The organism is Natrinema sp. H-ect4 (genome assembly GCF_041894845.1).
Classification (GTDB): domain Archaea; phylum Halobacteriota; class Halobacteria; order Halobacteriales; family Natrialbaceae; genus Natrinema.
In genome coordinates, this window is the sequence record NZ_JBHDYC010000003.1 from 116,320 (window position 1) to 136,232 (window position 19,913).

Here is a 19,913-nt window from a genome sequence, read left to right on the forward strand (position 1 = left end):
TGTTCATATATGATTGGAAGTTACCGAACAGTGGAAACTTCTTCACCGTGATCGGTCGGTCGGTGCCGTCTCCACGGCCTACCCGTGACCGTCCGCCTCGTGATCGGTAAACGCACCATCCGGGAATCACAGAGTCCTCTTCTGATATCTATACTGATACTACTCATAACGTATCGAAACTCATAGTATACTGTTTGTTCCGTCAGTCTCCTCCCGACTCGAGCGGCGAGAATTGACGGGAAATTCTCGGTAGACGACTCGAAACTGCTGAAACTGGTCTTCTCGCGAACTCGAGGAGTGCGTACTCCCACGACCGGTCTCTTCACGGTTAGAATCGTTATAAGTGTGTTATTCGGTCCTTATCGACCGATATCGATTTTGGCTACCTCTTACTCGAGTCGACACACCTCTGCGCTTCTATTGCTAGAAATATCACTTTTATAAACTACATATGTATATGGCAGGATAGCATCGACGAATCCCTTCGGCGTTTGCCCGGACCGACACCTTGATTCGGCCGATGGCCGTCGCCGACGGTGTATGGCCGAACTCAGCGGTCGCGTCCGGACCGTCTGGCGGCGGACGCTCTCGCTCTCGTGGCCCCTCGCCGTCCAGCAGACGTTCAACACGCTGATGCGGACGGTCGACATCATCGTCACCGGTCTGTTTTCGCCCGCGGCCGTCGCCGCGGTCGGGCTGGCGGATCTCTACGCCCAACTCCCGCTGCGGCTCGGTCTCGGGCTCGGGACCGGTGCGATCGCCCTCTCGAGTCAGGATACGGGACGGGGGGCGGAATCGACCCGCGACCGGTCGATCACTCAGGCGTTCGTCATCGGATTTCTGGTGGGTCTGCCGCTCCTGCTCGTCGGACTGACGGTATCGGGTCCGCTGATCGCCCTGCTCGGGGCCGAACCCGCGGTGGTCGAGATGGGCGGTCGATACCTCGCGCTCGTTTTCGCGGCCGCGCCGATGCGCATCGTTGGTTTGGTCGGCGCGCGGTCGTTACAGGGGACCGGCGACACGCGGACGCCGATGGTGGTCAACGGCGGCGCGAACGTCATCAACATCGCGGCAACGGTCGGCCTGGGGCTCGGACTCGGTCCGTTCCCGAATCTGGGTATCGTCGGCGTCGGGCTGGCCACGGCGGTCAGCCGGACGGTCGAAGCCGTCGCGATCACGGCCGCGGTGGCCAGTCCACGGACGACTCCCTCGTTCGCGCGCCCGCGAAGCCTCACCGTCACGCGCCAGCTCGTGGCGGTCAGCCTACCGAACATCGCGGAGGGGCTGAGCACGTCGCTCGCGAACTTCCCGTTCAACGCGCTCCTGTTAACCTTCGGGACCGACGTAACGGCCGCCTATCACATCAGCCGGCGGGCGTATCAACAGTTCAGCGGGCCGTTATACCGCTCGTACAGCGTCGCCGCGAGCATCGTCGTCGGTCAGCTGCTCGGGGAGGGTGATCCCGACGAGGCGCGATTCGCGGGACTGGCGATCACGGCGCTCAGCGTGCTCACGCTCGGAGTCGCCGGCGTCGTTCTCGTCGCCGGCGCGAGACCGATCGCAGGGCTGTTCACGGGCGATCCCGCCACGCTCGAGCACGCGACCGCCTTCACTCGCGCCTTCGGCGTCTCGATGCCGTTCTTTGGACTGTTCTTCCCGCTGTCGGGCAGTCTCCGCGGCGCGGGCGATACGCGGACGCCGTTTTACGCCCGGTTGACCGGAACCACCCTGTTTCTGCTCGGCTTCTCGTACCTCGCCGGAGTCACGCTCGGCTACGGGCTCCTCGGCGTGTACGCTGGCATCGTGCTCAGCTACGCGTGGTGGGCCCTCGTCGTCGGGCTGGGGTTCCTGTGGGGCGATTGGGCGGCCGGCGCGGCGGCGATGATGGCCGAGCGAGCGACGGATGCCAAGTAACCACACGGATTCACGTCCGAAGTGATCGCGATCGAACGAACGCCGAACCCCCGCTCTGCTCGTCACCGCTTGGCGACTCACAGGTAACCTAGTACGACTGCCACATTTTACATTATATATGTTTATTGATGTGTAATTAGTGCCGTTCTCTCAGATCGATTTACTCGAGTAGACTCAGTTCCTCCGTTTCTATCTGGAAATATAGCTGTATCGCCGTCTATGGGGCTATAATTGAGATGGGATCGAACGATCTCTCAGGTCGCGGCTCTCGCCCCGCTCTTCGGTGATCTAGATCTACTATATTCTCTACTATGTCATTATACCATTACTTATGGGAACTGCCGGTCTCGTCCGGTTGCACTTGAGTGTTCGAGTTGTCGGTCGGTCCGCGTCGCCGTCGCAGCAACGCGGCCGACAAGGCGTAGAGAATTACGCCCATATGTTTGTAATCTATCGGCGCGACGACGGATGGAAATGCGTCACGGGCTCCGCTCGCGGGTGTGACGAAACCGATTCGCTCAGTGGTCGTTCACTGTGAGTCCGGTGCTGTCGTCTCGAGCGATGCCATACCACCCTGTTCACTCCCATTGAACAGCTATGAGAACATCATGTTCACTTCGATCGTGTTCGCTGTTGACAGTAACTGATCCTGGAAGTCGGTCTTCTCCCATTTGTTCTCGAGTTGATGCTGTGGTCCGGCGACGCTGACGGCCCCGTAGACGGTCCCGTCGGTGTCCAGTATCGGTGCGCCGATCGCATTGATTCCGGGTAGATACTCCCCGCGAGTGTACGCGACGCCCTCGTCTCGAACCGTCTCGAGTTCTTCGAAGAGGGTCTCTCGGTCGGTGATCGTCTTCTCGGAGAACGCGGGGAGCCCCCACTCGTCGACGATCTCGTTGACCCGTTCCTCGGAGAAGTGAGCGAGCATTGCCTTGCCGCCGGCAGAATTGTGGAGGTAGGTGTGCGTCCCGATGCCGATGTCGCTCGTGAACGAACGAGTCCCCTCACCGATGTTAATGATCGTTCCGAGCCCGTTCTGGTGTGTCGAACAGAGCACTCGTTCCCCCGTTTCGTCCGCGAACTCGGCGATGGGCGCGTCGGACGCTGCGTACAGCGGTTCGGCGTGTTTGACGTGTTCGCCAAAGGAGAGAAACCGCAGACTCAGCCGGTACTCGTCGCCTTCCTGGACGACATACCCCTTCGAGCGCAGCGTCGTCAGATGGGCATGGACCGTACTCTTTGCCAGCCCCGTTCGCTCGGTGAGATCCGTCACACCGGCTCCCTCGGCCTGCCACAGTGCCTCGAGCACGTCGAGCGTTTTGACCACTGCTTCGATCCGCGTCCCCCCGTCAGTGTCTGACGTTGCCATACATCCCGTTCGACGAAGCGAACTAAAACTGTTCCGCTCTACTGAACGCCACTTCCTCATGAAAAAATCGTGTTAAATCTCTTTTCCGCGTTATTACCGGCTAACTCGACTGAATGCGGGCGTATCGATGTATCCACTGGTATTGAAAGACTGTAACACGGTAACATTTAAGTATCGTGTTATATGAGATATGGTATGGACTTTAGCGAACCGTCCGAAGCCGTGCAGATCACGAAGGCTCTCGAAGACTTCATCGATCAGGAAGTCGCGCCGCTCGAGAACGAGTACGACGAGTTCCTCGGTGCGGACTACGAGAAACATATCGTGGATGACGACCATCGGCAGGTCCCCGAGTATCGCAACATCGTCGAGCAGATCCGCAAGAAATCGGTCGAGGCAGGCTTCTACGGGATGACGATGCCCGAGGAGGTCGGCGGCGGTGATGTCGGTATTCTCACTCGTGCAATCGTCGGCGAACACATGTCCAACCGGCCGCCGGGCTTTCACAGCGCCATCTTCGGCGGTGCCGGTGGCCCGACACCCATCCTGCTGGCCTGTGACGACCGACAGCGCGAGGAGTACCTCGAGCCGCTGATGGACGGCGAGATCACGACCTGCTTCGCGCTGACCGAGCCGGGCCACGGGAGCGACGCCCACTACATGGATACTCGCGCCGAGAAAGACGGCGACGAGTGGGTCATCAACGGACAAAAGGTCTACATCACGAACGGACCGTACGCGGACTTCGTGATGGTGTTCGCTCGGACGAGCGGCGAGGACGGTGATCTCGGCGGGATCACGTGCTTCCTCGTCGACGACGACAATCCCGGCTTCGAAGTGGGGACGATCCACCGCGCGATGGGCATGACGCCCGGGACCCATGCCGAACTCTACTTCAACGACTGCCGCGTCGGCGAGGACCAGGTCCTCGGCGAGGTCGACAAGGGGTTCCAGTCCGCGATGGACTGGATCGGCGGCGGCCGGATCAACATCGCCGCCGGCTCCGTCGGCACGGCCCAGTTCCTGCTGGACATGTCCGTAGAGTACGCCCGCGAACGGGAGACGTTCGACAAACCGATCGGTCACCGGCAGGGAATCTCGTTCCAGCTAGCCGAACTCGCGACGGACATCGAGCAGGTCCGCCAGCTCTACCGCTACGCCGCCTGGAAGATGGACAACGGCGAGCGCGCCCGCAAGGAGGAGTCGATGGCCAAACTCCGCGGCGCGAAACTCGCGAACGACGCGGCCGACATCGCCATGCAGGTCCACGGCGGTGCCGGCTTCATGAAGGAGCTCCCCATCGAGCGCAACTATCGCTCGGCACGCGTTTTCCGCATCTTCGAGGGGACCGACGAGATCCAGAAGCGAACGATCGCCCGGGAACTCATCTAAATCCCGATGGAAGACCCGACGGAAGGGGGGCCCGAGGCCGCACCGACCCGTGTCACGCGGCTTGACTTCGACATCGAGTGGCCACCGAAACACGCCGCGGCGTACCTGCTCGAGGAGCCGGCGCTTACCCTGATCGACACCGGCGATCCGGAGGCGCCTGCAGAAGCGACGATCCGAGAGGAGTTGGCCGCAAAGGGGTACGATCCCACCGACGTCGAGGCGGTCATTGTCACGCATCCCCACAGCGACCACATCGGTCAGGTCCCGTTGCTGCGCGAGGCCGGTGCGACGGTGTACGCCCCCCAGCCGGTCCTCGAGCAACTCGAGCGCGAACCTGCCGATCTCGCGGCGGGCGTTCGACAGATCGGCCGGTCCGCGGGCTACCACGGCGAAGCGATCGATCGAGAGGTCGAGCGCGCCACGGCCTCCCTCGAGCGCAACCGCCGGTTGCTCGCGCCCGAGGAGACCGTCCCGTTCGAATTTGGCGAGCCGTTCGTCGTCGCGGGCCGCGAGTTCGAGGCCATCCACACGCCCGGTCACCAGATCCATCACGCGAGCCTGGCGACTGGCCTGAACGGCGAGCGCGCCCTGTTCAGCGGCGACGCGCTCATCGAGCCGTTCCGACCCGGCGCGATCCACGTCGGACTCGATTTCGGGGCCTACGAGGCCGTCGACGCCTTCCACGCCGCGATGGACCGACTCGAGGGGCGAGCCGTCGATCGCGTCCTCCCCGGGCACGGCCCCGTCTTCACCGAGTACGAGCGTGCGATCGACACCACTCGATCCTCGCTCGAGGAGCTGACGGGGGAGACGTTCGAAGCGGTCGCGGCCGTCGGGCCTGCGACGCCCATCGAAATCACCCGGAACCGCACCGGTGAGGTCCGTCATCCCGCACAGCTACTCGACACGCTCGGCGCGCTCGGCACGCTCGAGACGCGAGACAGGATCGAGTACGAGGATCGTGACGGCGTCCGCTACTACTCGGTCAGAAAGGCCTCGCCGTGATCGAGCGGGAGGACGACCCGATCGGCGATGCCGCCGTAGCTGTCCTCGGCCTGGGCGAGTAACGCTTCGGGCGGCGCTTCGATCGCAAACGTCGCCACCATTTCGTCGGTGACGAGGTCGGTCATCTCCTCCCAGCGCTGGTCCTTCGAGAGGTCGTGTAGCTCCTCGCCGACGGAGCGCCAGCCGTGGTGGGCGAGCACGTCGTGGTAGGTCCGGGTGCTGCCGTAGAAGGCGATGCGCTGGCGCACCTCCGCCCGCGATCGATCGCGTTCCTCCTCGGTGTCGCCCGTCACGACGAACGGGCTCGCGGAGAGCGAGATGTTCTCGAGCGAGCGGTCCTCGCGGTCGGCCCCCTCGGCGACGGTCGGCGCGATGACCTCGTCGGTGTAGCCGGGGGTGTTGAACGGGTGCATCGCCAGCCCGTCGCAGACCTCGCCCGCGAGCCGGATGTTGTACTCGTTGACGCCCGCGATGTAGATCGGAATGTCGGGGTGGTCGATCGGCCCCGGATTGAAGTTGTCCGTCATCAGCGAAAACGAGTAGTGCTCGCCGTCGTAGTCCAGTTCGGCCTCGCCCTGGAAGACGTCGAAAATGTGCCGGAGGGACTCGACGACCTCCCGCAGTCTGGGTCCCGGCGACGCCCAGTCGACGCTGAACCGGCGCTCGTTGTGGCCCTTGACCTGCGTGCCGATCCCGAGCGTGAACCGGCCGTCGGAGTACTGCGCGAGGTCCCACGTGGCGTACGCAAGCGCCATCGGACTGCGGGTAAACGACAGCGCGATGCGCGTCCCCTGCTGGATCGTGTTCGTCCGATCCGCGATCAGCGGGTGGGGGAGAAAGGCGTCGTTGTCCATCTCGGGCGTCCAGACGCCATCGAATCCGAGGGATTCGGCGCGCGCGGCGGCCGCGCCGGAGTCGGTCGACAGTCCGGGCACCATCGCGTCAATGCGAAGGTCTGACATACTCGATGATCGACGTGACGGGGCTTCAATCTATGGCCGAGCGACGGCCGCTCGAGCGGAAAACCGCAGTTCGGGGTCGACCGAATCGCTGTCGGAATCAGACGACGCGGTTCTCGAGGTCCTCGCCCTCGCGGAACCGATCGTAGTTTCGCAGGAAGACATCTGCACAGCGCTCCCAGTAGTGGGGGGTGCTGCCGGCCATGTGCGGCGTCACGAGCACGTCGTCGCGATCCCACAGCGGCGACTCCTCGGGGAGCGGTTCCTCCTCGAAGACGTCCAGCGCCGCGCCGCCGAGTTCGCCGGCCTCGAGTGCGTCGACGAGCGCAGATTGATCGACGACGCCGCCGCGGGCGATGTTGACGAGTACGGCGTCCTCCGAGAGGGCCGCCAGCGCGTCGGCGTCGATCAGTCCCCGCGTTTCGTCGGTCAGCGGACAGGCGAGCACGAGGTAGTCGCTCTGGGTCAGGACCGACTCGAGCCGGTCAGTTCCGTAGATCTCGTCGACGCTGTCGGGCGCGTCGGTCGGATCCCGTTTGGTCCCGATCACGCGGGCGTCGAACGGCCGGCAGTAGTCGGCGACTTTCGAGCCGATCGCGCCGACGCCGACGATGCCGACCGTCCGATCGCCGAGTTCGCCGCCCGTGTACCGCTCCCACTCCCGGCGGTGCTGTTGTGCGACCGCTCGATCGAAGCACCGCTCGAAGTGGAGCAGATAGCCAAGCACCTGCTGCCCGATCGGTTTCGCGTGGATCCCCGAGACGCTTGTCAGCGCCACGTCGCGGTCGGCCAGCGCGTCGTGATCGAAGAAATCGGTGCCGGCGCTGAGCGCCTGCACCCACTCGAGGTCGGCGGCCGCCTCGAGCACGTCGTCCGGCAGCCGGTGTGTGACGAGCACGTCGGCGTCGTCGACGGCCGCGAGCAGTTCGTCCTCGTCTTCGACGTGCTCGAGGTCGATGTCGGGCCGGCGCTCGCGGATCTCGTCGGTCAGGATCGGCCCGCCGCCCCCGATGACGTGGGGTGTGACGATGACTCGCACGCGTTACTGCTCCTCCGATTCCTCACGGTCTTCGAGCCTGTACTTCTGAATCTTCCCCGAGGTCGTTCGCGGGAGTTCGTCGATGAACTCGACCTCGCGGGGGTGTTTGTAGGAGGCGACGTTGTCGAGGAAGTACTCCTTGATCTCTTCTTCCGTGACGTCGACGCCGGGCTCGACGTTCGGGACGGTGACGACGTAGGCCTTCGGGACCTCGTTCCGGCGCTCGTCGGGGATCCCGACCACCGCGCCCTCGGCGACGGCCTCGTGTTCGGCGAGGAGTTCCTCGAGTTCGCTGGGGTAGATGTTGTAGCCGGCGGAGTTGATCATGTGCTTTTTGCGGTCGACGATCTCGTAGTAGTTGTCCGCGTCCCGGCGGGCGATGTCGCCGGTGCGGAAGAAGCCGTCCTCGGTGAACGCCCGCTCGGTCGCCTCGGGCATGTCGTGATACCCCTTCATCACCTGCGGGCCGCGGACGAGGAGTTCCCCCTCCTCGCCGATATCGACCGTCTCCCCGCTGCCGTCGACGATGATCGCCTCGGTCATCCGCGTCGGCTGCCCGATCGTGCCGTGGCGAAGGCCGAACGTCGACCCGCTCTGGGAGTGGGTCGCGCCGTTCGTCTCCGTGAGCCCGTACCCCTCCGCCATCTCGACGCCCGCAGTCTCCTCGAACTCTTCTTGGACCGCGACGGACATCTTCGCGCCGCCCTCGCCGGCCGACTCGAGGCTGGTGAGGTCGTAGTCGCCGAAGTCCTCGCTGTTGATCATGTCGACGTACATGGCGGTGACGCCGACGTAGTGGGTGATACCCTCCTCCTCGATCAGCGCCATCGCGGTGTCGCCGTCCCAGTTGGCCGCGCTCCGGAGGTAGACGCTCCCGCCGCGGACGAGGGGTTGCCACGCGGTGTGGGTGAACCCGGTGATGTGGTACAGCGGCAGCCAGACGAGGCTGCGGACGTCCTCGTCGTCGAGCGCGCTCTCCTGGGAGAGCACCGAGAACGTCTGGGCGCGGAAGTTGCGGTGGGTGAGTTGGACCCCCTTCGGTTTCCCCGTCGTTCCCGAGGTATAGGGCAACAGCGCCACGTCGTCGTCGGCGCGCTCGACGAACGTCTCCTCGCCGCGGACATCGTCGAAGGCGCGGAACTCGTCGGTATCGGTCCCGACCGAGATGACGACCGGGTCCCAGTCGATTTCGGCGAGCGCTTCCTCGAGGAAGGGCTCTAACGCTTCGTGGGTGAGTACGGCCGCCGCGTTGGTGTCCTCGAGCTGATAGGTTAGCTCTCGCTTGCGGTACTGGGGATTGACCGGCGAGACGATCACGCCGGCCTTGAACGCGCCGAGTGCGCCGATCAGGTACGGCGGGCAGTTCGGCAGGTACTGCAGGAGGACGTCGCCGGGTTCGATTCCGAGGTCGGCCAGTCCACCGGCGAAGCGCGAACTCTCGGTCTTGAGGTCGTCGTGAGTGAGCGTTTGCCCGTGATACTCGATCGCCTGTGCGTCACCGTGGAGTCGAGCGGTTTCGTCGTGGAGTCGCGCGACGTTCCCCGCTCTGGCACCCTTGCTAACACTTGCCAATTCCATGGTGAATGGCACTACGGAACGCTATAAAATAGTATCTATGTCTGGCAAGAGATCGGGGACTCAATCCAGCACTCCGTTGTCTCACATCGACTCGCCACTTACCAGCGGTACGTATCCGGAACCGTCGCGGCGTCGTCACGTGCCGAGCCTCCTCCCGATCACGCGACTCGAGACACGCGCTGTGGTACCGTCTACCACAAACTATTTGCGTTCGGTCGAGATATCGGATATCGATGGTACGATCCGCTGGACGGAGGGACATCTGTGGCTGAACCGATCCTCGCTGGCGTCGCCGAGAGCGAACTCGGCGAGACGCCCGACCGGAACTGGCTCGATAACGCGGCGATCGCGACCGTTCGCGCGCTCGAGGACGCCGGCTGCTCCCTCGCGGACGTCGACGGCGTCGCGGTCGCGGGCGGCGACGACTACATGCCCGCGCTGGTGCTTTCGGAGTACCTCGATCTGGACGAGCCCTCGTTTCTCGAGGGAACGGAGATCGGTGGCTCGTCGTTCGAGCACTTCTGTGGGCACGTTCGCGACGCGATGGCCCGCGGCGAGGCCGACGTGGTGGTCGTCGCCTACGGCTCGACGAGCAAGACCGGTCCCGGTCGGGATCGGTCGCTCGAGGAGACCCACCCGGTCGACGGCTTCGTCCGCCCGACCGGACTGTTCCGACCGCCCGGGGCCTACGCGATGGCGGCCCGCCGGCACATGCACGAGTACGGTACGACCGAGGAACAGCTCGCCGAAATTGCCGTCGCGACCCGCGAGTGGGCGTCGATGAACCCCAAAGCGGCCCAGCAGGAGCCGATTACGGTCGACGACGTCCTCGAGTCTCGACAAATCGCCGAGCCGTTCAACTTACTGGACTGCTGTCTCGTCTCGGACGGCGGCGGCGCGGTCGTCCTCGTGAGCGAGGAGAAGGCCGCGGAACTCGGCGTGCCCGAGATCGCCGTCGCGGGCGTGGCGTCGACGAGTACTCACCGCCAGGACATCAGCGAGATGCCCGACATGACGACCACCGGGGCCGCGGTAACGGGACCGAAAGCGTTCGCGCAAGCGGGGATTACCCACGACGACGTCGACGTCGCCGAGATTTATGATTCGTTTACCTACACCGCTCTGGTCACCCTCGAGGATCTCGGCTTCTGCGAGACGGGCGCGGGCGGCGAGTTCGTCGCAGGCGGGACGACCGCCCCCGGCGGCGAGCTGCCGATGAATACCCAGGGCGGCGGGCTCTCCTACTGCCATCCCGGCCACTTCGGCGTCTTCGTCCTCATCGAGGCCGCGCGCCAGCTCCGGGGCGACTACACGGGCGAGCGACAGGTCGACGGTGCTGAGATCGCGGTCGCCCACGGCACCGGCGGGTTGCTCTCCTCGAGTAGCACCGTCGTCTTACGGAGGGAAGCATGAGTGCCCCAGTCGAGGACCGCCGCGAGGAGTGGGACGGCCCGGTTCCCGTTCCGACCGGCGCGACGGTTCCCTTCTGGGCGGGCACGCTCGAGGGCGAACTGCGCTATCAGGAATGCGACTGCGGCAACCGCCAGTTGTACCCCCGGGCGGTTTGCACCGCCTGCGGGGCCGAGGATCCTCCCTTCGAAGACAGCGAGGGCGTCGGGACGATCTACACCTACACCGTCTGCCACGTCCCCGGCGAACCCGGCTTCGGTGATCGTGTCCCCTACGTCGTCGGCGCGATCGACCTCGCCGAGGGGCCGCGCCTGCTCGCGCTGCTCGACGCCGAGCCTACCGACCTCGAGATCGGTTCGTCGGTCGCGGTCACCTTCTGGCGGCTCTCCGACGAGGCGGCGATGCCGGTGTTCGTGCCGGCGTAGTCGAGTCGACGGAAAACTGGCCGCGTCGTTTCGCCTCCCTACTCGAGGTCGGCCGTCGCGGTTCCGGTCAGCAGTGTTTCACCCGCCACCGTCCGCGCCTCGAGTTCGGTCTCGACCGTTCCTGCGTCGCGATCGATCTCGGCTACCTCGCCGGTCGCGACGACGGTGTCGCCGGGGAAGACCCGCGACTGGAACCGGACCCCGAAGCTCGAGACGTCCCGGAGGTCGAACCAGTTCGCGACGACGCGGGAGGTGATCCCGGCGGTGAACATCCCCTGTCCGAAGACGCTCTCGTTGCCTGCACCCGTGGCGAACGGCTCGTCGTAGTGAATCGGGTTGAAGTCGCCGCTTGCACCGGCGTACTTGACGAACTGCTGGCGCTCGAGGTCTTCGACGACGACTGTCGGACCGGTATCGCTGGGCTCGAGGTCAGCGACGGTACGGACGCGCTCGAACTCGCCGACGGTCGGGTCGGGAGCCGGCTTGGTTTCTGCGGTGCCACCGTCGGCTTCGGTCGAGCCGCCGTCGCTCGCGGTGTCGCCCGCGTCGACCGCGCTCTCGTCGCCGTCGTCGATCGCTCCCTCGGTTTCGATCGCCGTCGAGCGGTCGGTCAGGACGAGTTCGCCGTCCGGCGTCCGGTACTCGGTCTCGAGGACGGCGAAGGTCATCGTCCCCGCGCGGCCGCCCTCGCGCTGGAAGACGTTCGCGAGGGTGGTCGTCCCCTCGAGGACGTCGCCGACGTAGATGGGACGTTCGTACTCGTGGGCCTGTTCGCCGTGGATGACGTACTCCGGCTGGAAGGCGAGGTCGAAGCCCTTGCCGTCGACGTCGTCGGGGGTGTATCGCGGGAACCGGGCGACCTGCGTGTAGGTTAGGGGCGCTGGGACGCGGTCGTGGCTCCGTTCGGCGGCGACGGCCTCGTCGCGGAAGACGGGATCCTCGGCCGTGATCGCCCGCGCGAACTCCTCGACCTTGCCCGGCTCGATACGGAACTCCGTGGCCGTGACCGTGGTGTCGCCGACCATCGCCTCGAGCTCCTCGAGGGGCCTATTCGGCATGGTAGCCCTCCGTGGCTCGAGCGGCGGTCGTGGGCTGTTCGGTCGTCGCGTCGCCGTCCGCGGGTCCGTGGTGGCCGCGTTTCATTGCCGCTACGGTTTGTGCACGACTGCCATAACAGTACCCTTCTCGGACGGTAGTCGCGTGGGACTGCTCGGCTGATCCAGAGTCGCCGTCTGGATTATGACTCCCCAACGGTGATGGGTTTCCTGCTACCGTGGCAACACTGAATCGCCACACCCTCCCCAGCCGATTCGCTCACTACCGTTCGCTTATCCCTCGCACGGCGTTGTCGACCGCCTTCGCTATCGCTCAGGCGGCCGGCGGCGCGCGCCACCGCATGCCGGTCGGTCGAATAGCTTATACCGGCGGTCGATGAACTCGGACACGCTAATGGCAGAGATTATCACACTCGGCTATGGAGAACGGTCAGTAGAACGGACTCCGGTTACGGAGGCGGACCGATGACGGTCGACCAGTTCAGCGTCGACGGGCAGACCGCGATCGTCACCGGCTCCTCGAGCGGCATCGGGAAGACGATCGTCGAGCGCTTCGCCGACGACGGGGCGAACGTGGTCGTCACCTCGCGGGAGATGGAGAACGTCGAACCGGTCGCGGACGCGATCAACGAGAGCGACCGGCCGGGCGAGGCGATCGCGATCGAGTGCGACGTGACGGAGCGCGACGCGGTTCAGGAGCTGATCGACGAGACTGTCGACGAGTTCGGCGGCCTCGACATCCTGATCAACAACGCGGGGGCGAGCTTCCAGGCTCCGCTCTCGGAGATCAGCGAGAACGGCTGGAAGACCATCGTCGACATCAACTTGCATGGCACCTTCCACTGCTCGCAACTCGCCGTCGAGTACATGCGCGACAACGGCGGCGGCCGAATCGTCAACTTCGCTAGCGTCGCGGGTACTCGGGGCTCGAAGACGATGAGTCACTACGGCGCGGCCAAGGCCGGCGTCGTCAACTTCACCACCTCCGCGGCGGCCGACTGGGCCGAAGACGGGATCTGGGTCAACTGCATCGCGCCCGGGCTGGTCGCCACCGAGGGCGTCCGCACTCAGATGGGCGTCGAGGACGACGCCGCGGAGATCGCCCGCACCACTCCCGATCGGACGATCGGCAAACCCGAGGAGGTCGCCGACCTCGCGCAGTTCCTCGCCAGCCCCGCCGCCTCCTATATGGTCGGCGAGACGATCGAGATCAAGGGGATTCCACGCCTCGGCGAGTAACGCGGCGGGTCCCTCGAGTGCGACCGATCGGGTCCGACGCCCGTTTACGCGGGACGGGAACCGAAAGACGAACACTGTTACCAGTACCCATATACTTTTCCGGCAGAACGACAAACCACGGGCAACATGGAGCTCGATATCGTCTCCGCGGAGACGCTTTTGGAGTCGCCCTACGATGGGAACGTCGCGAACTTGCTCGAGCGAGCGGTCGCGGAGCACCCCGACACGATCGCGATCGAACACGCCGGCGAGACGGTCACCTACCGCGAGTTCGGTGACCGGGTCGCGCGCTTCGCCGACGGACTCCGAGAACTCGGCCTCGAGGCCGGCGACCGAGTTGGCCTCTACATGCCCAACGGAATCCCCTTCTGTACGGTCGTCTGGGCCTGCTGTCACGCCGGCGTCGTCGCGAGTCCGCTCAATCCGGAGTATCGCCGTCGCGAGATCGAGTACCAGCTCGAGCACGCCGACGCTGACGCCGTTCTGATCGAGGGCGACGCGGACGAGTACGTCCGCGAGGCCGTCGCGGACCTCGAGACGGAAATCGTCAGCGCGACGGCCGCGGATGGCCATCCCTCGCTGCTTGCCCTCGGCGACGACGCCGACGCTGCCGGGGACGCCGCCGTCGTCGACCGTGAGGACGATGACGTCCTCCTTCAGCCCTACACGTCGGGAACGACGGGCCAACCCAAGGGCGTCTTGCTAACTCACCGCAACTTCCGGGTCCAGATCGCACAGAGCGTCTCGAGTTACAGCGCTGGCCCGATCAAGGGCGACGGGATCATCGTCCTCCCGATGTACCACATCACCGGGCTGCTCGGAATGATGGCCTCGCTGTGTGCCGGCCGGACGCTGCACCTGCTCCGGCCCGACCAGTGGGATCCCGAACTCGTCCTCGCGAAGCTCGACGAACACGACATCCCGTCCTTCGTCGGCGTCGCCGCGATGTTCGTCGACCTGCTCGAGGCCCACGATCCCGACGAGTACGACCTGTCGACGCTGATCAAGGCGGGTCAGGGCGGGGACAAGCTCCCGAAGCCGACCCAGGAGCAGTTCGAGGAGGCGTTCGACGTGCCGCTCACGGAGGGGTACGGCCTGACCGAGACGACAGCGACGAGCCACACGATCCGGTGGTCGTCGCTGGGCAACCGGCCCGGCAGCGTCGGCCAGCCGGTCGGCCACACGCGTTCGAAGGTCGTCGACGAGGACGGCGAGGAGGTCGACCCCGGCGAGGAGGGCGAGATCCTCATCGCCGGCTCGCAGGTGATGAAGGGGTACTACAAGAACCCCGAGGCCAACGAGGAGGTCTTCACCGAAGACGGCTTCTTCCGCACCGGCGACATCGGCACCCGCGACGAGGACAACTACTACTACATCAAGGGCCGCGAGAAGGAGATGATCCTGACCGCGGGCTACAACGTCTACCCGCGCGAGATCGAGAACCTGCTCTACGAGCATCCGGACATCCACGAGGCAGCGGTGTTCGGCGTCCCGGACGAGCGACGCGGCGAGACCGTCGCCGCCGCGATCACGCCGGCGCCGGACGCGGCGCTGACCGCAGACGACGTCGAGGAGTACGTTCTCGGCGAACTCGCACCCTACAAACATCCGCGGATCGTCGAGGTTCGCCGCGACCTCCCAAAGACGGGAAGCGGGAAGATCCGCAAGACGACCTTGCGCGAGGAGTTCGTCGCGGACCGTGGACTCGAATCGTGAGCTATCTGTACCCGGGCGCTCGAGTCCGTACATATCACGACGATGTCTGAGGATCACACCTACTCGACGGCGGAGATCAGGACGATCGCGCTTGCGGTTATCGCCGGCGTCTTCTTCGGTGGTGTCGCGACCGGCGTCGCCTTCCCCACGCTCCCGTTGCTCGACGAGAAGCTCGTCATCTCCGCGATCATGCTGAGCCTGATCCTTTCGGCCAATCGGATCGCCCGGCTGTTCATGAACACGCCGGCCGGGACGATTATCGACCGGGTCGGCGCGCGGAAACCGATGATCTTCGGGCTGTTCACGCAAGCGCTGGCTCCCTTCGGCTACGTCATCGGTCTGCATACGCCCCCGACCGATCTCGGAACGCTGCCGATACTCGGCGACGTGTCGCTGCCGGGCGTCGTCTTCGTCCTCTCGCGGCTGTTCTGGGGGGTCGGCAGCGCGTTCGTCTTCATCGGCGCGTTCGCCACGATCACGTACGTCACGACGGCCGACAACCGTGGTCGCTGGGTCGGCTACATGCGCGGCGGCCAGTCGCTGGGGTTCCCGACCGGGCTCGTCCTCGGTGGACTCCTGACCGATCTCGCGAGCATGCAGACGGCGTTTCTCACCGCTGGCGTGCTCGCGCTGCTGGCCGGGATCATCGCGACGGTCGTGTTGCCGGACGTTCACGCCGGTGCGGAGGGCCGGGCGGCGAAACTCCGCGAAGTCCCGGCGTTGCTCGTCAGTAATCCGACCGTCCTCCTGATCGGCTACGGCAACTTTACCGTCCGCTTCCTCTGGGGCGGTATCATCCTCTCGACGCTCGCCCGCTACGCGAGCGATTACGGCCTCGAACTGTCCGCCCTCGGTGCCGCCGGGATCAGCGGGGTGGTGATGGGGTTGGGCGTCGTGACGTCGGGATCGCTGACGGTCGTCACCGGCTGGGTGTCGGATCTGGTCAGCGACCGGACGCTGCTGACGGTCCCCGCGTTCCTGTCGATGGGCGCGGGCTTCTTGATCATCGCCTACGTCCCGACGATCGAGGCGCTGCTCGGCGCGATCGTGCTCGTCGGTGGCGGCATGGGCGCGGCCGCGCCCGCCATGCTCGCGATCATGGGCGATCTCACGCCCGGCGACGAACTCGGCCGGATGGGCGGTGCCTATCAGGTGATGGGCGATATCGGACTCAGCCTGGGTCCGTTGATCGCGATTCCGGCCGTCGATAGCTGGTTCGGCTACCAGACGACCTACGTGCTCTGTGCCGCGCTCGTGTTGAGTTGCCTGACGATCGTTTCGCTCCCGCTGTTGCGCAACCCCGAGGTCTCGCGAGCAGGAGTAAAAGCGGACTAGGGCGGCAGTCACTGTGTCGATCGACGGCCGTCCGTCGCGGTTCGGTGCCGGGACCCCTCCTTACGTGTACGAAGCTTTCATGTTTGGCCGCGGCTATTGTTACGTACTACCATGATAAAGTCCCGCACGGGGGAGGTGACCGCCCGAGCGCGCCCGTGGCTCCCCGCAGTCGCCGTGGCGCTCGCCGCGGGGCTGGGCGCCGTCGGGGGCTCGTACCTGTCCGTCGGCCGACGGCCGGCATTCGTCGTGGAGCCGTTCGATCGACTCGTGTTGCTGCTCAGTCCCGACGCGCTCGTGGCCGTTGCGATCACCCAACTCGGGACGCTCGGTCACCAACTGGCTTTCCTGACGGCCATCGCAGTGACCTGTACGGTCTTCGGGCTGGCTGCCCTGCCCGGTGCGGCGTTCCTGCTGGGTCGCGGCCCGGCTCCCGGCGCGTTGTCTCGAGGCGGCAGCGCTCTCTTCGGCGTGATCCTCGGGACAGTCCCTCCGGCCATCGTCGCGTACGGACTGACGCGCTCGCAGCCGTCGACGCTCGGCACCGCCGCTGGGGTGGGATTCGTTCTGCTCGCGACGGCCGGAGCGTCCGCGCTGCTCGCCGGCGAACGCCGTTCCCTCGGCTCTCCCGCCCGGCGACGCGTCCTCGGAGCCGTCGGGTCGGCGATTGGCGTGAGCGGGCTCGCACTCTTCGTTCAGGGCACCGGCGAGGAGCCGTTCCCGTCGCCCCTCGAGATCCCCGAGGACGCCCGTCCCGAGGTCCGGGAGCTGCTCACGCGTGCGAAAGACCAATCGTTCGGCGTCGAAGGGCTCGAGCCGCTGGTCAGCACGGATTTCTACGAGGTCGACATCGGCAACGTCGATCCCGACGTCGACCCCGAGGAGTGGTCACTCTCGATCACGGGCGCGGTCGCGGAGGAACGCGAATACGATTTCGCTGACCTCGAGGGTATGACCCTCGAGGATCGCTTCGCGACGCTGCGGTGCGTCGGCGACCAGCTTAACGGCCGGCAGATGGACACCGCGCTCTGGAGCGGCGTGCCGGTCCGAGAGCTCCTCGAGGCGGCGGAACCGGAGGGCGACCGGGTCATCTTGCACGGGGCCGACGCCTACTACAACGAGTTCCCGATCGACGCATTGTGGCCGGGGCTGTTGGCCTATCGAATGAACGGCCGGCCGCTGCCGCGGGCACACGGCGCGCCGGTGCGCGCGCTCGTCCCAGGTCACTGGGGCGAGATCAACGTGAAGTGGCTGACCGAGATCGAGGTTCGCGACGAGGACACGATGGGCTACTGGGAGCACCGGGGCTGGCACGGCACCGGCCCGGTCAACACCGTGGCCAAGCTCTGGCAGACCCGTTCCCTGGGAAGCGGCCGCTACGAGGTAGCTGGCCACGCCTACGCCGGGACCCGAGGTATCGAGGCCGTCGAGGTTTCGACCGACGAGGGCGACACCTGGGTTGAGGCCGAACTCTCCGAGCCCCTCCCCGGCGACGACGTCTGGCGGCAGTGGCGTCACGAGTATGGGGCGGGCGGGTGGCACGAAGTGATCGTTCGGGCCCGCGACGGAGATGGGAATCTCCAGATCCCCGAGGAGGACGGCCCGCGACCCGACGGTGCCACCGGCTGGGTTTCCGAAACTGTCGGACCGCAGTGAGCACCGGATTCGTTTTGGGCTATCGTCGTTCCGGACCGAAATTTTCGGTCTCCCCCGGTCAGGTGTTCGTTTTCGTACGCGAGCGCTGATCAGCTAGAGTAGCCACTGCAAGTCACTGCACACCCGATCGCACGACTGCTGTGCGAATCGTTTCAGTTGCGACTCTCTCCCATTGATCACGACCTACTCGAACGAAACAGGGCTCTTTACTCCGAAACCAATGTATGAAACTGTGCGAAAAAACATGAGGTTTATATGGTTGTAGCGGTATGCTATTAATAGCCAATATGGCTTGAGACTGAATGACACGGGACAATATCAACAGACGTCGGGTGCTTACGGGAGCGGGTGTCGGAATCGCTGGAGCAATGGCTGGCTGTCTCGGTGGTGGTGGTGGCGACGATGACGTCCAGTTTCTTACGGACTACTATAACGACGCGTGGCAAGCGCTCTGGGACGACCTCGAGCCCGAGTTTGAAGACGAGACTGACATCCCCATGTCCATCGAGGAAGCAGGGATGTCGGGAAGTCAGGAATCGCGGCTCTCGCAGCTGATTCAGGCGGGCAATCCGCCGGAAGCGAACACGTCCACGTTCGATCAGGTGGCCGACATCTGGGAGACGGATCAACTCGAGACCGTCACCGACGTCGTCTCGTCGATCGAGGAGGTAAACGGGGAAGTGAGCACCGGCGGCGCGTTCCTCGGTGAGGGTGACGAATTCTATCAGATCCCCCACGGCGTGTACGTCTCGAACTTCCAGTACCGGGCGGACGTTTACGAGGCGCTTGACCTGGACGTACCCGAGACCTTCAGCGATATCGTCGAGAACGCCCGAATCATCGACGAGGCCGGCGGCGACCTTGAGGACATGCGCGGGTACGGGCTGGCCGGGGCGAAGACCGGCAAGAGCCAGGACGAAATGCTCGTCTTGCTCGCGAGCGCGGGCATCTCCGGTATCGGCCTCGCCTGGAAGGATCCGGACGCCCGCGAGGAACTCGAGATCAACTGGCCCGAGGACACGGTGATCGAGGTACTGGAGTACGTGGACGAACTCTCACAGTACTCGCCGGATCCGACCAGCATCGGCTGGTCCAGCTCGCTCAGCAGTTGGGTGCAGGGGAGCTACGGCCAGTGTTATCACCTCAACGCCTGGCCGGCCGGCATCACCGCACTGACCGCCGAGGGAGAAGACAGCGATGCGCTGCGTGGGGTCGCCGAGAACACGAAGGTCATCGCCTACCCGATGCTGGACGGCGTCGATCCGGACGAGAACTGGCTGTCCGCGCCGGCTCCCGACGGCTACCACATCTTCGCGAACTCCGAGCGGCCGGGCGACGCCAAGGAGTGGTTCGAGTGGCTCTACGCGGACAGCATGGAGCGCACCGCGAGCTTCTACGGGACGGATCCCGGTCGGTTCCTGCCGACCTACTCCGACGTCCTGGAGTCCGACGCGTTCCAGAATCAGGGTATCTACCAGGCGCATCCGCACCTGGTCGAGAAGCTCCAGTACTGCCAGGACGAGATCTGGGGCAACCACTACGGCAGCGTCGAAGAGGCCAACACCTCCTCGCCGGTGTCGCTGTACATGCAGCGTCAGTGGTTCTACGGCGAGATGATCAACCGGGTCGTCACCGACTCGATGAGCCCACAGGAGGCCTACGACTGGGGCTACGAGCAACTCGAAGAGGCGTTTGCAGAGGCACAGGACACGTTCGGATAGTCGATACGACGCAGCCGGTTCTCTTTCGACCGCGTCAGGGCGGAGCGAATCGTTTATGAGTAACCGTGAGATTAACATACATGCATGCAGAGGAGACCTAGAT

Annotated in this window: 15 protein-coding genes; 10 read left to right on the top strand and 5 right to left on the bottom strand. The window is 65.0% G+C overall.

Translation table 11 applies throughout. From position 1 onward, the window contains the following. Positions 1-540: 540 nt before the first annotated feature. Positions 541-1,914 (top strand): MATE family efflux transporter, encoded by a 1,374-nt coding sequence (locus ACEWFR_RS05915; RefSeq protein WP_374060157.1) that lies wholly within the window; start codon positions 541-543, stop codon positions 1,912-1,914. A 595-nt stretch (positions 1,915-2,509) separates the two neighbouring features. On the opposite strand, the gene ACEWFR_RS05920 is transcribed toward ACEWFR_RS05915, so the two are convergent. Then, positions 2,510-3,283, bottom strand: coding sequence for an IclR family transcriptional regulator (locus ACEWFR_RS05920; protein WP_374060158.1), 774 nt, complete (start codon positions 3,281-3,283; stop codon positions 2,510-2,512). A gap of 195 nt (positions 3,284-3,478) precedes the next feature. Here ACEWFR_RS05920 and ACEWFR_RS05925 point away from each other — a divergent pair, with 195 nt between their 5' ends. Both ACEWFR_RS05925 and ACEWFR_RS05930 read left to right on the top strand, forming a co-directional pair. Next, positions 3,479-4,675: an acyl-CoA dehydrogenase family protein gene (locus ACEWFR_RS05925; protein ID WP_374060159.1), complete on the top strand. Its 1,197-nt coding sequence runs from the start codon at positions 3,479-3,481 to the stop codon at positions 4,673-4,675. 6 nt (positions 4,676-4,681) lie between these two features. Next, positions 4,682-5,680, top strand: coding sequence for an MBL fold metallo-hydrolase (locus ACEWFR_RS05930; protein ID WP_374060160.1), 999 nt, complete (start codon positions 4,682-4,684; stop codon positions 5,678-5,680). On the opposite strand, the gene ACEWFR_RS05935 is transcribed toward ACEWFR_RS05930, so the two are convergent. The 3 genes from ACEWFR_RS05935 to ACEWFR_RS05945 all read right to left on the bottom strand — a co-directional run bounded on the left by ACEWFR_RS05935 (position 5,653) and on the right by ACEWFR_RS05945 (position 9,256). Next, positions 5,653-6,642: a TIGR03617 family F420-dependent LLM class oxidoreductase gene (locus tag ACEWFR_RS05935; RefSeq protein WP_374060161.1), complete on the bottom strand. Its 990-nt coding sequence runs from the start codon at positions 6,640-6,642 to the stop codon at positions 5,653-5,655. The two genes, ACEWFR_RS05930 and ACEWFR_RS05935, sit on opposite strands and share 28 nt — an antisense overlap. Positions 6,643-6,739: 97 nt before the next feature. Next, entirely contained in the window at positions 6,740-7,678 is a 939-nt protein-coding gene (locus ACEWFR_RS05940; protein WP_374060162.1) for a D-2-hydroxyacid dehydrogenase, read from the bottom strand. Between the two features lie 3 nt (positions 7,679-7,681). Then, on the bottom strand, positions 7,682-9,256 hold the full coding sequence (locus ACEWFR_RS05945) for a class I adenylate-forming enzyme family protein (protein WP_374060163.1): 1,575 nt from the start codon (positions 9,254-9,256) through the stop codon (positions 7,682-7,684). Between the two features lie 264 nt (positions 9,257-9,520). Between ACEWFR_RS05945 and ACEWFR_RS05950 the strand changes: the two genes are divergently transcribed. Together ACEWFR_RS05950 and ACEWFR_RS05955 are read left to right on the top strand one after the other, a co-directional pair. Continuing rightward, on the top strand, positions 9,521-10,669 hold the full coding sequence (locus ACEWFR_RS05950; RefSeq protein WP_374060164.1) for an acetyl-CoA acetyltransferase: 1,149 nt from the start codon (positions 9,521-9,523) through the stop codon (positions 10,667-10,669). After that, a complete protein-coding gene (locus tag ACEWFR_RS05955; RefSeq protein WP_374060165.1) occupies positions 10,666-11,091 on the top strand; it encodes a Zn-ribbon domain-containing OB-fold protein in 426 nt (141 codons plus the stop codon). Before ACEWFR_RS05950 ends, ACEWFR_RS05955 begins: the two co-directional genes overlap by 4 nt. Positions 11,092-11,129: 38 nt before the next feature. Here the strand turns inward: ACEWFR_RS05955 and ACEWFR_RS05960 are convergent, their stop codons facing one another. Continuing rightward, entirely contained in the window at positions 11,130-12,149 is a 1,020-nt protein-coding gene (locus ACEWFR_RS05960) for a MaoC family dehydratase N-terminal domain-containing protein (RefSeq protein WP_374060166.1), read from the bottom strand. 462 nt (positions 12,150-12,611) lie between these two features. On the opposite strand from ACEWFR_RS05960, the gene ACEWFR_RS05965 reads away from it, so the two are divergent. The 5 genes from ACEWFR_RS05965 (at position 12,612) to ACEWFR_RS05985 (ending at position 19,810) form a co-directional block, all read left to right on the top strand. Next, positions 12,612-13,385 (top strand): SDR family NAD(P)-dependent oxidoreductase, encoded by a 774-nt coding sequence (locus ACEWFR_RS05965; protein ID WP_374060167.1) that lies wholly within the window; start codon positions 12,612-12,614, stop codon positions 13,383-13,385. A 126-nt stretch (positions 13,386-13,511) separates the two neighbouring features. Continuing rightward, positions 13,512-15,101, top strand: coding sequence for a class I adenylate-forming enzyme family protein (locus ACEWFR_RS05970; RefSeq protein ID WP_374060168.1), 1,590 nt, complete (start codon positions 13,512-13,514; stop codon positions 15,099-15,101). A 42-nt stretch (positions 15,102-15,143) separates the two neighbouring features. Further along, a complete protein-coding gene (locus tag ACEWFR_RS05975; RefSeq protein WP_098724764.1) occupies positions 15,144-16,436 on the top strand; it encodes an MFS transporter in 1,293 nt (430 codons plus the stop codon). 111 nt (positions 16,437-16,547) lie between these two features. Further along, entirely contained in the window at positions 16,548-18,089 is a 1,542-nt protein-coding gene (locus ACEWFR_RS05980) for a molybdopterin-dependent oxidoreductase (RefSeq protein ID WP_374060169.1), read from the top strand. Between the two features lie 302 nt (positions 18,090-18,391). Further along, on the top strand, positions 18,392-19,810 hold the full coding sequence (locus tag ACEWFR_RS05985; RefSeq protein ID WP_374060170.1) for an ABC transporter substrate-binding protein: 1,419 nt from the start codon (positions 18,392-18,394) through the stop codon (positions 19,808-19,810). Positions 19,811-19,913: the final 103 nt, after the last annotated feature.

Coding starts and splice junctions, on each gene's coding strand:
- ACEWFR_RS05915 (WP_374060157.1), top strand. CDS start 541: ATGGCCGAACTCAGCGGTCGCGTCCGGACCGTCTGGCGGCGGACGCTC.
- ACEWFR_RS05920 (WP_374060158.1), bottom strand. CDS start 3,283: ATGGCAACGTCAGACACTGACGGGGGGACGCGGATCGAAGCAGTGGTC.
- ACEWFR_RS05925 (WP_374060159.1), top strand. CDS start 3,479: ATGGACTTTAGCGAACCGTCCGAAGCCGTGCAGATCACGAAGGCTCTC.
- ACEWFR_RS05930 (WP_374060160.1), top strand. CDS start 4,682: ATGGAAGACCCGACGGAAGGGGGGCCCGAGGCCGCACCGACCCGTGTC.
- ACEWFR_RS05935 (WP_374060161.1), bottom strand. CDS start 6,642: ATGTCAGACCTTCGCATTGACGCGATGGTGCCCGGACTGTCGACCGAC.
- ACEWFR_RS05945 (WP_374060163.1), bottom strand. CDS start 9,256: ATGGAATTGGCAAGTGTTAGCAAGGGTGCCAGAGCGGGGAACGTCGCG.
- ACEWFR_RS05955 (WP_374060165.1), top strand. CDS start 10,666: ATGAGTGCCCCAGTCGAGGACCGCCGCGAGGAGTGGGACGGCCCGGTT.
- ACEWFR_RS05960 (WP_374060166.1), bottom strand. CDS start 12,149: ATGCCGAATAGGCCCCTCGAGGAGCTCGAGGCGATGGTCGGCGACACC.
- ACEWFR_RS05965 (WP_374060167.1), top strand. CDS start 12,612: ATGACGGTCGACCAGTTCAGCGTCGACGGGCAGACCGCGATCGTCACC.
- ACEWFR_RS05970 (WP_374060168.1), top strand. CDS start 13,512: ATGGAGCTCGATATCGTCTCCGCGGAGACGCTTTTGGAGTCGCCCTAC.
- ACEWFR_RS05975 (WP_098724764.1), top strand. CDS start 15,144: ATGTCTGAGGATCACACCTACTCGACGGCGGAGATCAGGACGATCGCG.
- ACEWFR_RS05980 (WP_374060169.1), top strand. CDS start 16,548: ATGATAAAGTCCCGCACGGGGGAGGTGACCGCCCGAGCGCGCCCGTGG.
- ACEWFR_RS05985 (WP_374060170.1), top strand. CDS start 18,392: ATGACACGGGACAATATCAACAGACGTCGGGTGCTTACGGGAGCGGGT.